Genomic DNA, 12361 nt, shown 5'->3' with positions numbered 1-12361 from the left:
ATCACTTTTTTCAAACCATTCTCCCCTCCGTTAACTCTGTGTACTCTGTGGTTCGTTTCACTTAAACTTAACTTTGCGGCTGTTCAGCTTCTGCAGCAGGCCTGGCCGGCCGCTTGGCACGACAATTTCGCGCATGATTTCATCAAAGGACAGCCCCAGGGACTCGCCGGCCAAAACCTCATCGCCGGAAATCGGGCTGATCTTCTCCGCATAGTTGGCGACAATCAGGCCCAGCAGCGCACCGATCAGCGGCACGCCCAGCCAGGGCAGATAAGGAATTCCCCCGCCGCTCAGCTTAAACATCGCCGTCAGCAGTACCGCGCCAACCAGCATTCCGTATTGCCGCTCAGGAGCTGTAAAGGTAACGGCAATCCGCGACACAAGGCCCCGCCAGCCGCTCACCTTTACTTTGCCCTGTTGCGCCAACCGTCTGCGCCGGACAACTGTCATTACCGCCGTATGATCCAATACTAAAAACAGGATCGTAATGATCATTGCGGCCATGCCGGCCAGAATTGCCTTAACTTCATTCAGCAATTGATATACCTCGCCCCGGGTGTTAGGCTCAATTACGCCTAAGGAGCTTGAGTATAAAGAACTGTTGGCATGACCAACCTGCTGCTGAACAATAGGAGCAATCGCCTCAGTACTGATTGTACTGCTGGTCAGAATCTGAATCCGCTGACTGGGGATAACTTGTCCGTCAATAAATTTATCCAGCAGTTTAACCGAACTGTTGATATCCTCATCCTTTAGGTTAGGCGCCGCCGCCGCCAGATATTGCAATTGGGCAGTAATCAGCGGCGCATCAAGATCCTCCAGTTTGGACAGGCGCTCATTTGCAGCAAGCAAATTCGCTTTTGCCCCGTCAATATCGAACGACCGTAAGACTGCCAGGGTGGCGCTGCCGTTTGCGACTACCTCATCAATCGTGCTTTTTGCCTGCCGGGCATCAACGGCGACCCCTTCCAGCGAATTGAGATTGTCCTTTAAACGGTCCAGGCTGCGCTGCGTTCCGGCAACATTGTCAATCGCGCCGGCCGCATCGGGGCTGACCAGCTTTACCACCTGCAGCGTATTCAGCAGATTGCCCATCGCCCGGGACGACGTATCGAGCTGGCTTTGCACCGCACTGGTATCCATATCGGCTAAGCCGCCGGCAGCGGCCTGAATGGCATCGCCGGCCGACTGCATATTCAGCATGGTCTCTTCAATCGCGCTTAAACTGCTGCCATAACTGTCAAGCGTAGTTAAAGCAATCCGGCTCATACTTTTCGTTTCCTGGGCAAAGCCCGGTATCTGTTCGGCCAGTTGGGCCGTTCCGGTTAAAGCCGACTCTAATTGCTGCCGCGGATTGCGGGAGCTGGCAACCCCGGCGTAATCGCCAATGATGTTATTGGTTACTTTATAACCCTGATTGTCAGTCAAAAGCGCGGCATCTCCCTGGGTAATTACCCCTTCCGCACTTCCGTCAGTCCGCACGCCGGTAATTTCCACCAGAATATTCCCCTGCTCCGGACTGCCGCCCTGAGCCGGCCGGCTTGCCGCATTCCCCTGAAAGGCCACAACATCCCCTTTCAGCAATTGGCTGCCTTCAGACGGCTGAATAACAATTTGCGAAGCATAGGCGAGCAAAAAGCGTTTCAATTCCATCATGGTACTAACCATGGAAGTCATATCATCATTTTGCCCGTCAACCGATGCATTTTGCGCATATTCCACATTATACCTGGTTTTGATATCAGCGGCGATTTCCTCGCCCAGCTGAATCGGGTTGGCCGGTTCAGCGCCGGCCGGAAAACTGATTTCCACCACCTGATATTCATTCAGCATGGCTTTAATTTGTTCATTTACGGCTGCCGTTTTATCCAAGGCCGTCATAATAACGCCAACAGACCCGCCGTCCCTAAAAGCAAACAGCACGCCGTCCAGCTTCAGAATACGCTCAATCAGCATATTCTTGGCGCCGTCCGGCACACCGCGAATGGTCAGGCGCGGTTCGGTCATAACGCCCGCGCTCGCCCCGCCGGGAATACTGCCGAAGATCCGGCCTAAATCCTCATACACTTGTTTTGTTTTATATTGTGCAGGCAGCGCAATAAAGAAATTGGTCTTACCGGTCAAGGTCGGACCTTCCTTCAGTTGAGCGCCTTGTAAACTGTCATCAATAATCTTCTGAATTTGCAGTGCTGCATCCGCTTTCTTTTCTTCCCTGACCTGAATCAACAGGTCGTACTCGCCATACTCACCGACAAGACTTGCCAGAGTCTTGGAAAAGTAGGCATTCGCACCATAGGATATTGCCCCGGCCACAATGGAGCCAACGATTACGCTGACTACAAGTAAAGCCAGAATATCCCGGTTAAAAGAATTTTTAATTACACTTCTACTGATTGCTTTCCTCAAGTCAGCTAAGTACTTCATCATTGTCACCTCTTTTCTCAAGGTGTTATTATATCATATAAGTGTATTTTTGTATATACTTTTATAGTAATTTATATATACTTTTACAAGGCTGTCGCAGCAAAGCTCTCGGAAGCCGCCTGTTTTTAGAGCCGTCCCGGCGGCAAAGCAAAGACAAAGAAGCGTGCAGCATAGGGATTGCCCCTATGCTGCCACGCTTCTTTAGAGAGGAATGTTCAATTTTCAGGGCGTTGTTTTCCAACGGTTGTGCAGCCAGAACCACTCGGCCGGCTGGACTCTGATATGCCGTTCAATAATGTGCGTCAGCTGCTGAGTGGTAGCCAGAATGTCCTGCTCACGCTGCCCGGTCACCCGGGGCCAGATGGGTTGCTGTAAAATAACGGTATGAGTGCTATCGGCGTTTTCGGTAATAAACGCCGGAATAATCGGCGCTTCCTTCAAGCGGGCCAGATAAGCAGGCCCGCGCGGCGTCGAGGCCTCCCGGTTAAAGAAGTCAACGAAAACGCCGTCACGGCCTGCGTCCTGATCCATCAGCATACCGATAATTTTTCCTTCCGACAACATTTTAATCATTTCCCGTACGCCTTTCTTATAGGTGACATGCATGCCCACCAGCGCCCGGTAATCGTTGATCAGTCGGTCCATTCCAGCATTGGTCTGCTTTTGCGCCACAGCGCACAGCGGAAAATGATTAAGCGCCAAGGCTGCCCCCAGTAACTCCCAGTTCCCGCTGTGCGCTGTCGCCAGGATTACGCCCCGGCCATAAGAAAGCGCTTCGGTCAGATGGTCTGTGCCAATAAAGTGGATATACCGGTGGACCTCCCGCTTGATTGCCGGAAAGGCCAGCACTTCCAGCAGCATCCGGCCAAACCGCACCGTGCTCTGTTTAACAATAACCCGAGCTTCGCCTGACGAAACCAACAGGCCCTGCCTGACATTTTCGACAGCCATCCTTTTACGTTTGGCCGGCACCAACAGCCAGCAAAGCTCGCCCAGCAGCGTGCCCAGCAGCCTTCTAATCCGCTTTGGCAGTATACAAACAATCGCGCTGCATAATCTGGCAATCCCATATAACATGATTCTACCCCCCTGCACGCTTTACAGCCAATACTCTGCAACCTGCACTGTATCTGACCGTACCGGCAAGGAGTTTAGTAAGTAAAGGTCGCGCCAACATATGTTTTGTCGTGCCGCCAGCCTGCATCAACCTTTAGGCCTGATACCAGGGTCAGCCTGGCCCCGAAGTTCATATCGTGTCCGTCATATTCAGCAATCAGCGATGTTGTCGGGAAAACGCTATTCCCGGTGACAACGCTCACCGGATTAAGAACCTTCTCGATTCCGGCAAAGAAACCGTCATAGCGGCCATTTCCCACCCCGGCGTGGATTCTAAAGCCTAAGGGCAAGCCCTTGCTGGCTACCGCATAAAAAGAACGATCCGTTTCATCTGCCATATCCTCTATCCCTATGGCCAGGCCGGGGGTCATCACCGATTCCGGCAATACCCCGAATTTGGCATTCAGATAGGTTTCATTGGAACGGCGGTCATAGTCAAAAGCGGCAACGCTAAGCTCCAGCTTTGGCGCAATGCCGATGCCAAAGCTGCCGGCATTGCCTTCGTGGAGATTATAGTAGCCCAGGGAAAACTGGCCTTCACGCAATACGTCGGCCGAAGGAGTATTGATTAACCCCGTTGAACCGTTAACTGCAGGGGCGGCGGCAACAGGAGCGGTTACTATAAAAGTCGCGCACACCGCAGCAAGCATAATTTTTTTCATTTATAAAATCCTCCTGTGAAAAGTAAGTCTAACGCAAATCCGCACAATGTTGTTATATTCAGCATGTCTGGCCTGATATCCTGCCGGCGGGCATAGGTAATATCTGTGTAAAAATAACTGAAATGACGAACCGCAGAGTACCTAAACCACGAAAAGAAGGAACGGCCCGCGCCCCCGCTAAAAGGAATTGGGCAACCTTTCGTGCGCCTTGCGTACTTGGCAGTTTTTTGCCTCTTATTGGTTGTTTTTTTCTTCTACCTGCTCCAGGCGTTTTTCCAGGTCGCGGAATTTTTTTAATAAACCTGGTAACTTATGAAGGGCAGCTTCGCCCCGCAGCCATTCCTTGTGCGGCCTGGCTGGAAACCCGGCGTAGAAAGAGCCTGCCGGAACATCGCTGATAATTCCAGACTTGGCTGCAAACACGCAATTATCGCCAATGAGAAGATGCCCGGCGCTGCCGCATTGACCGGCAAAGGTTACATTATTGCCAATCTGAACACTGCCGGCAATACCCGTTTGGGCAACCAAAAAACAGTTCTCCCCAATCACGACATTATGAGCCAAATGCACCAGATTATCAATTTTTGTACCTGCTCTTACAATCGTACTGCCGGTTGTCGCCCGGTCAATGGTGACATTAGCGCCAATTTCGGCGTCATCCTCAATCACCACATTACCTACCTGGGGCACCTTATGATGGCGGCCCTGCATGGTAATGAAACCAAAGCCATCACTGCCGATCACTGCGCCGCTCTGCACGACTACCCGGCTGCCAATCCGGCAGAATTCCCGGATAGCGACATTGGAATGAATCAGCGTGTCAGACCCGACCACCACACCCTGACCGATATAGGTATGAGGATAAATGACCGTGTTGTCGCCGATGACCACATCATCAGCCAAGACGGCATAAGGCAAAATGGCAACATTCTCGCCCAGCTTAACATGATTGCCTACTATAACGCTCTCGTGCACTTCGCGTTTTACCGTTAACGGCGGCGTAAAAAGCTCCAGCAATTTGGTAAAAGCCATCCGGGGATGATCAACCCGGATGGCTGGTTTGGCAAACTTAGTGACGTTGGACGGGATAATGACAGCCGCGGCCCGAGAAGCCAGCGCTTTCTCCAAATGCGGCGCAACGGCGAAAGTAATATCATTGGGGCCGGCATCCTCAATATTGGTCACGCCGGTGATCATCAGATTTTCTTCTCCGCTTATTGTCCCGTCAACCAGCTCAGCAATTTCTTTTAGTGTCTTTTTCAACGGACAACCTCCCGATAACTATTGCAATTTCTGAATGACTTCATCAGTAATATCGGTTCCGCCCTGGGCTACACCATTTTTGTAAAGAATGACACCCATCTTTTTCTCCTGAGCAACCTGATCCAGAACCTGCTTAATGCTGGAATCGATCTGTCCTTCCAGCTCCTGCTTGGTTTTCAAAAATTCACCATAAGCAGTTTCCTGCCGCTTTTGAAATTCCTCAGCACTTAGGCTGGCTTTGTCTTTTTCCAGTTGATCGCTCAGTTCTTTTCCCTTGGTGTTTAACTGATCCTGAAACTGCTTTATTTTGGGACTGTCGGACATTACCTTATTTACATCAAGCACACCGACATTCTGGGTGTTGCTGCTGCAGCCACTGATAAAGATAACGGCGACAAAGGCTACCAGGAAAAGTAAAATCTGCTTTTTACTCAGTTTCATAATTCAATCCCCCAATTCATTTCCAAAATTTAACTATCGTCCAAGTGACCGCACCAGGCAGTCTCCTCATATTATGCACGACTCGGTTATTTCTTAAACTCGGCAATGACGGCCTCAGTAATATCCATTGCACTGACATTGACCTGGACATTGGCGATTACACTGTCAAGCTGACGCTCAGCGGCAATTTTCGCGGCTTTATCACGCACATCCTGCAGGATAAATTCCTCCAGAACCTGAATCTCCTGCCGTTTCATGCCAGCCTGCTGCGCCAACTGGCCAGTCACAGCACCGGGATCCGGAGCCAGGCTATCCAGGGAAGCCTGATTGCGGGCGGCTATTTCAGCACTCGCCGCTGCCGCCTTTTGCGCGAGTTCGGCCTGAAGCTCCTTGGCATAAGCCGCTAATTGCTGCTCAGCCGCGGCCTGCTCCGGAGCCAGCGAGGCGTTCATGCGCTCAGACAGTTCTTTTTCTTTGATCGCAAGTTTTTCGCTGCGTATTTGCTGCAGCTTCTGGACTTCAGCCTGCAGAGCCGTCAGTTCTTCCTGACTTAATTGGACCGTTTTTAGTTTTAACTGCAAATTAAAAATCTGTGGCTGATATTCTTGATCAACCTCACTGCTATATTCTTTCAGCTCAGTTTCCAGCTTACTATGCAAGTCGCCAGCTTTCGCCGCCAGCGTTTGCTGCAGTTCAGCCTGTTTAGCCGCCATTTTCTCTTTAAATTCCTGCTCCAGCGCCGTATTCAGCGCTGCACCGTCCGGCGGCAGCAGCCCGCCGGCCTGCGGTTTGGCCTTGGCGGCGGCTTGCTGCTGCTCAACCTCGGCCTGAGCCACAATGGTATTGAGCTCTTTTTTCAAGGTCAGCAGCTGCTGATATTTCGGATGGACTTCAACCGCCTTATTCAGGTCAATAACGCCAATACCGGCAGGAGCTGCGGTGTCTTGTTGGGCCGTTTTGTTGAAGCAGCCGGTGGCTGCAACCAATACCAGCAAAACCATTAGTGGTATAACAGTGCGTTTAATGGACACCAGACCACCCTTTCTAATAAAGAGCCGAGCCCGGTAACCCCTGACTCGGCTGCCAAAATGTTATTTAGCTGACCTGCTAATAAAATTATTTTCCTGAGAATTTCTTGACCACTTCATCGGTAATATCCTGACCGCCATAGACAACATTGCCCTTGTCCAGGACAATGCTAAGACCTTTGGAATCAGCCACAGCTTTGATGGCTGCGTCAACCTTGTCAAAGACCGGTGCAATCAGTTCCTGTTGCTTTAAGTTTAAACGCTGCTGCAGCTGCAGGTAATAGTCCTGCTGTTCTTTATCATTCATATTGGCCGATTTTTCATCAAAATCTTTTTTGGCCTGAGCAACTTCAGCCTGCATGGCTTCCTGGGCCTTAGCCATGTCCGGGTGCTGCGATACCAGCATCTGGTGATTCACCACACCGACTTTGGAAGTATTGGCCGCAGCCGATGCCTGGGAGGTACCGTACTGGCCAATCGCCACGCCTACTGTACCTAAAATGAATACGGCGGCAACCGCCAGGGTAATCAGTTTTATTTGCTTTTTTTCCAGTTTCAACATCAGTTGATCTCCTTCTCTCTGCCTTAAGCGGCACTCAATTTTATTCTGCTTCATTATATCAAAAGCATTGCTGTTATTCAACAAAGGACTATAAATTGCCTACCAGTCTGAACCAGTTCTCCTTGTCAGTAAACACGTATTCTGCACTGAGAAACTCATGAATCTTATAGCGTACGCCAAACTCACTGTAGTTTTCGGACGGCGTTTGTTCCAGACGCAGCTGCCAGTTGTCGCCAAGCTGCTGATTGAGCCACAAAATCTCCTGTTTATGGTTAAGCTCATACTTAATCCCCACTGTAGTAACCTGACTTAAGCGGCGGCCCCAGCCGGGCATAAACCGCCAGCTGACCGACCGCGGTACAAACTCGGCCTCAAAGAAAGCTTCATCCTTGGAGGATGTATACCGGCCCAAATGGAGCTTGGCGGAAGAACTGTCATGATCCCGCCCGAAATCCAGATAGCCTTCCAGCGCGATATTATATTTCGTTGTTTCCACAGCGACATTGATTTCGGTACTGGTGGCGGCATTGATGGCAGGAACGGCGGTCAGGCTATATCGTTTGACAACAGCCTGACTGGTCACCATATCCTGAACGCGGGCAGTGAAGTAGTCCTTATGCCGCTCGACAAAAGCTACCGGCAAACCGGTCAGAGTATTAGCCGCTTCGCTGATCTTCGGGCGCGCCTGCAGCAGCAGCAGATTGGGTATCGATTGGGATTTGAGCACTACCCGGACATCCTGAACGATCATCCCCTGAGGGATGAGAGCCAGCTTCACCACCGTCCGGGTTCCCGGAATCACTTCCAGGTTGGCTCTAAACTCCGGCAGCTGTGCTGCCAGCAGTTCGCGCACCATCGACTTGGATACACTGCCGGCCCAGTCAACGGCATCAACCGGCAGACCAATTAACACTTCATTGATCCGTTCCTCGATATTCCCGATATCCTGACGAATAATTCCGGCTACCGCCGGCGATACGGGGCCAAAATCAACTTCCAGCGCCACGTCGCTGACCACTTCCCCCCAGGGAGTGACAGTAACGCTGATTGCAGTGGTTTCCCCGGGCGCAATCACTACCTGCTGTACCGAATAGCCTACCAGTATCCGGCCGAAAACCTCCCGGATCAGGTTCTCATAAGAATCCCTTCTGGCTGCGACCTCGGCAATTTTACGACCGGTCAGTACGCTTTCACCAATTGTGCTCACACTGGCCGACATTCGTTTGGCAATCCGCACCGGCGGAGGCTGCGCAGTATTACTGGCGGTTACCTGCACTGTAATGTGATCAATGGTATCATCCGCTGCTGCCGCTGTACCGGGAACAAATAAGAATATTGCCAGCAATAAGCAAGCAAATTGCATGCTTTTTTTTATAATAGCCTGCACCTCCATTCTGCGGTACGCACCGGCGCATGACTTGCCGGCCGGCAAATGAAACACGGGCGAACGCCAGGTACAAAACAGATGCAAAAAACGTTGACACTGCAGCGGGCTATTGGGGGCCCCACTTTATGTCCTTCGCCTGCTTTGCGGGTATCCCAGTCCGGTATTTTTACAGCAAGAGCCAGGCTTCAGCCTGGCTCTGTGGTTCATGATTAGAATTGTCCGCCAAAGCTAAAATGCGTTTTTCCGCCTTCTGAACCCTGCGCGTAATCAATCCTGATCGGGCCAATTGGCGTCGTTACCCTGACGCCGACCCCGGCGCTTGCTTCCAGGTCATCCAATTTATAGCCTTCGCCCTCCCAGGCTTTGCCGATATCAGAGAAAACCACGCCCTGAATCTTCTTGGCAATAGGGAAGCGATATTCAACCGAAGCCGCCAGCATTTTGTTGCCTTTGTACTGGTCATCTTCAAAGCCGCGCAGCGTATCAGCGCCGCCGACCGAGAACTTGCCGCTGTCCGGCATATTGCCGTCGGCATAACCGAGGGTTGCCCGAACCGCTACGACGTGGTCCCGGCCTACCTTAAAGTACTGCCGGTCCTCCAGCGTATATTTATTAAAGTCAAACTCACCGCCGAAGGCCCGTCCGGCAAATTCAGCCGTTACCGATAACCGTTCGCCCTCGGTCGGATTAAAGACATTATCCCTGGTATCCATCACCCGCGCCAGGCTGACGCTGTTGGTGGTGCCGAAATTATCCTCCAGGTACTGGGCATTATAATTCTCATCATAGTTGTCGGCATCCTCATCGGTCTGCGCATAGTCAATCCCGTCGCCGGCCCATTCGACATAGCGGTCGGTACGGTGCTTGAAGGTCACGTAATGACTGATATAGTCGTTCTGGGGACGTCCCAGCGTGACATCCCAGCCGCGGCGCTGCTTATCATAGGTTGAACGCAGCTTGCCGCCCTCATAATAATCACTGTATTCATTGGTCATGTCATAGAGGCTAAAGCTCAGCGAGGTTTGCTTGGCATCCAGCCAGGGGCGGGTATAAGTGAATTCATAATTCTTGTCGCTGGCATCGCCGCCGAATTCCCAGTGAATCTTGACTTTGTCGCCAGTACCTTTGAAATTATTATCACCTAATTCAATGATTCCGACCATCCCGTCGGATTTACTGTAGCCGCCGCCGATGGAGAAGGTGCCGGTTTTTTGCTCCACCACACTGGCCTCCAGCACAACCGCATTGGGTTCCTGCCCGGGATTAAGCTTCATATTGACATCTTCAAAGTATCCCAGGTTGTACACTTTTTGCATACTGCGGCGCGCATCCTTAACGTTAAAGGGCTCGCCGGCCTTAAGCTTCATTTCGCGGGTAATGACTCTTTCCTTCGTTTTTTCATTGCCCTTAATCACAATGCCTTCCAAAACGCCCTCATTGACCGTCAGTGTCAGCACACCGCCGGGGCTCATCGACACATCGCTGACTTTCGCCAGAATAAACCCCTGGTCATGGTAATACTGCTCAATCGCCCGGGCATTTTCATTCAGTGTTTTGGTATTCAGCACTGTCCCCTTGGCAACTCCCAACAGACTTAACAGTTTGTCTGTCGGTACTTTCGTATTGCCTTTGATCACGATATCCTGCAGCGCCGGGTTTTCCATCACGGTATAAACTACTTTTACGCCTTCGGGAACTTCAGTAAAATTAGCTACAACATCAAAGAAATAACCCAGCTCATAAATTGCCTGCATGTCCTGCTTAACGGCATCTGCCGCCAGGGCATCCCCCGGCGTTGTTTTGACAACTGCCATAATATCGCTTTCAGCCACTGTGGCGTTGCCGGTAATATTTACTGCGGTAACGGTTTTACCGCTGAGGTCAGCGGCTAACGCAGGGGCAGCAGCAGATAAAATGGTACAAATACTGAAAATAGCCGCAAGCAACAGATGCCCATAGCGTTGTCGAGTAGTCATGCATTACCTCCTTTATCGATTTATTGACCGCGCAAAGATTTTCCGGCAGCACGCATAAGTTTTTGCATTTCATCAGGCGGCAGCTCCAGCGAGTGATCCACCTTGTCTACAGTCTTACGTTGCTCTTGTTTCGGACCCTGACGGTCGGTTGTTTTTATGCTTGTAGGTTGTACCTGCGTTGTGGCCGGCGCTGGACTTATCACTGCCGGTGCAGGTTCAAGCGGTTCCTGCGCCGGCGGGGTTGCAGCCTTGTCGGACGCACGCCTCACTTCGGCCGTAACGGCCGGAGGAGCAGCTTGCCCATCAGCCATTGGCGGCGACGCCTGCCTGCCCTGAAGAAGATAAAAAGTCCCTCCCAGGCCGCCTGCGGCAACCAGCATCGCCAATCCCAAAGCAATACCGTGACGCATCATCAGATATTTATAGCGCCACTCACCAGCCCGTTTGGCTTCCTGCGCATGCTGAAGTTCAGCTTGCGCCAGCATTAAGTCAAGTTCGGCACGAATATTGCTTTCTTTGTCAAATGATTCTTCCGCCCGCGTAAGCCACTGACGGGCCGAACGCAGATGTCTGGACATACGCTGTTTAAAGTCAGCCATTTTCACCACCCCTACATTATAACCACAATATACACTCATGGGAAGAGGCCAGATTTTGGTCATTCGAATTTAGCCGAATTCAGGCTATTTTAAGCAGTTAAGCGCTGTTTATAACAAATTGCTCCCTAATTGAACTGTTTTTCAGCAAATTTCGCTATCAGCGTACTAAGATAGTACTCCTGCCATAAAATGACGGACGCGATGCGCATCGCGTCCGCCGGCATTGCACTGAATGCCTCGCCGCCAGTTACCAGTTCTGCATGAAGTGGGCCAGCATGCCGCGTATGCGCCGGATACCCTGTTTCTGCAGGCGATAAACATGGGAAATGCTCAAATCCATCGTTTCAGCAAGCTGTTTGGGTTCCTGATCCTCCAGAAACACCCCGTTTAAGACCAGCTTCTCTTTGTCCGGCAGACGGCCCAGAGCGTTTTTTACCTGCTCAACCAGAAAGTTGTGCTCGGCCTGCTGCGCCACCGGCAGAGCATTGTCAATCAGCAAATCGCTTAATGTGCCGCCGGCGCCCTCCTCCGTTGTCAGCGGGCTGTCAATATAGGCCAGATTCCGTTTGCCTTCCCGGTTCAGATAGTTAATCATCCGGCCGCGAATCCGGTGTGACGCATATAAGCAAAACGCTACTCCCCTGGCCGGATCATAGTTTTCCACAGCCTCAATTAAACCGACCGTTCCTTCCTGGATGATATCCATTAAGGTCGCCTCATCCGTCTGCCAGCAAATCGCTGTTTTGAACACCAGGGGTTGATAGCTTTCAATGAGACGGCGGCGGCACTCCAGGCTATCGGTTTGTTTATATTCAAGCCATAGCCGCTGTTCCTCGGCGGGCTCCAGCAGCCGGACTTTATTCAGTTCACTGAGATATTGTTTTAACTGCATATGCATCATCC

General features: G+C 51.3%; 11 protein-coding genes. All 11 read right to left on the bottom strand.

What is annotated here, in order from left to right; all coding sequences use genetic code 11:
- Positions 1 to 57: 57 nt before the first annotated feature.
- Complete coding sequence (locus BLR06_RS08170) at positions 58 to 2427, bottom strand: hypothetical protein (RefSeq protein WP_245698071.1); 2370 nt, start codon at positions 2425 to 2427, stop codon at positions 58 to 60.
- 219 nt (positions 2428 to 2646) lie between these two features.
- Entirely contained in the window at positions 2647 to 3501 is an 855-nt protein-coding gene (locus tag BLR06_RS08165; RefSeq protein WP_092071102.1) for a lysophospholipid acyltransferase family protein, read from the bottom strand.
- Between the two features lie 74 nt (positions 3502 to 3575).
- Positions 3576 to 4202 carry a YjbH domain-containing protein gene (locus BLR06_RS08160; protein ID WP_092071099.1) on the bottom strand — a complete coding sequence of 209 codons (627 nt, stop codon included), beginning with the start codon at positions 4200 to 4202 and terminating at the stop codon, positions 3576 to 3578.
- A gap of 234 nt (positions 4203 to 4436) precedes the next feature.
- Positions 4437 to 5465, bottom strand: coding sequence for a UDP-3-O-(3-hydroxymyristoyl)glucosamine N-acyltransferase (gene lpxD / locus BLR06_RS08155; protein WP_092071097.1), 1029 nt, complete (start codon positions 5463 to 5465; stop codon positions 4437 to 4439).
- Between the two features lie 18 nt (positions 5466 to 5483).
- Entirely contained in the window at positions 5484 to 5906 is a 423-nt protein-coding gene (locus tag BLR06_RS08150; protein ID WP_092071094.1) for an OmpH/Skp family outer membrane protein, read from the bottom strand.
- 86 nt (positions 5907 to 5992) lie between these two features.
- Positions 5993 to 6937, bottom strand: a complete 945-nt coding sequence (locus BLR06_RS08145; protein WP_139164465.1) for a molecular chaperone Skp — start codon at positions 6935 to 6937, stop codon at positions 5993 to 5995.
- An 85-nt stretch (positions 6938 to 7022) separates the two neighbouring features.
- The gene (locus BLR06_RS08140) at positions 7023 to 7496 is read right to left on the bottom strand and encodes an OmpH/Skp family outer membrane protein (RefSeq protein WP_092071088.1); all 474 of its coding nucleotides are present in this window, start codon (positions 7494 to 7496) and stop codon (positions 7023 to 7025) included.
- An 88-nt stretch (positions 7497 to 7584) separates the two neighbouring features.
- Positions 7585 to 8883, bottom strand: a complete 1299-nt coding sequence (locus BLR06_RS08135; protein WP_245698070.1) for a hypothetical protein — start codon at positions 8881 to 8883, stop codon at positions 7585 to 7587.
- Between the two features lie 209 nt (positions 8884 to 9092).
- Positions 9093 to 10859, bottom strand: coding sequence for a BamA/OMP85 family outer membrane protein (locus tag BLR06_RS08130; protein ID WP_092071086.1), 1767 nt, complete (start codon positions 10857 to 10859; stop codon positions 9093 to 9095).
- Between the two features lie 20 nt (positions 10860 to 10879).
- Complete coding sequence (locus BLR06_RS08125) at positions 10880 to 11458, bottom strand: hypothetical protein (RefSeq protein WP_092071083.1); 579 nt, start codon at positions 11456 to 11458, stop codon at positions 10880 to 10882.
- 247 nt (positions 11459 to 11705) lie between these two features.
- Positions 11706 to 12350, bottom strand: coding sequence for a sigma-70 family RNA polymerase sigma factor (locus BLR06_RS08120; RefSeq protein ID WP_092071080.1), 645 nt, complete (start codon positions 12348 to 12350; stop codon positions 11706 to 11708).
- Positions 12351 to 12361 lie beyond the last annotated feature (11 nt).

It is taken from the genome of Dendrosporobacter quercicolus (genome assembly GCF_900104455.1).
Lineage (GTDB): Bacteria > Bacillota > Negativicutes > DSM-1736 > Dendrosporobacteraceae > Dendrosporobacter > Dendrosporobacter quercicolus.
Note: the sequence above shows the minus strand (reverse complement) of the source record. Positions and strands in the feature narration are given on the sequence as shown.

What these genes read in the sequence shown, in the direction of transcription:
- BLR06_RS08140 (WP_092071088.1), bottom strand. Translation starts at nt 7,496, where the DNA reads ATGTTGAAACTGGAAAAAAAGCAAATAAAACTGATTACCCTGGCGGTT.
- BLR06_RS08165 (WP_092071102.1), bottom strand. Translation starts at nt 3,501, where the DNA reads ATGTTATATGGGATTGCCAGATTATGCAGCGCGATTGTTTGTATACTG.
- BLR06_RS08125 (WP_092071083.1), bottom strand. Translation starts at nt 11,458, where the DNA reads ATGGCTGACTTTAAACAGCGTATGTCCAGACATCTGCGTTCGGCCCGT.
- BLR06_RS08130 (WP_092071086.1), bottom strand. Translation starts at nt 10,859, where the DNA reads ATGACTACTCGACAACGCTATGGGCATCTGTTGCTTGCGGCTATTTTC.
- BLR06_RS08150 (WP_092071094.1), bottom strand. Translation starts at nt 5,906, where the DNA reads ATGAAACTGAGTAAAAAGCAGATTTTACTTTTCCTGGTAGCCTTTGTC.
- BLR06_RS08120 (WP_092071080.1), bottom strand. Translation starts at nt 12,350, where the DNA reads ATGCAGTTAAAACAATATCTCAGTGAACTGAATAAAGTCCGGCTGCTG.
- BLR06_RS08160 (WP_092071099.1), bottom strand. Translation starts at nt 4,202, where the DNA reads ATGAAAAAAATTATGCTTGCTGCGGTGTGCGCGACTTTTATAGTAACC.
- BLR06_RS08170 (WP_245698071.1), bottom strand. Translation starts at nt 2,427, where the DNA reads ATGATGAAGTACTTAGCTGACTTGAGGAAAGCAATCAGTAGAAGTGTA.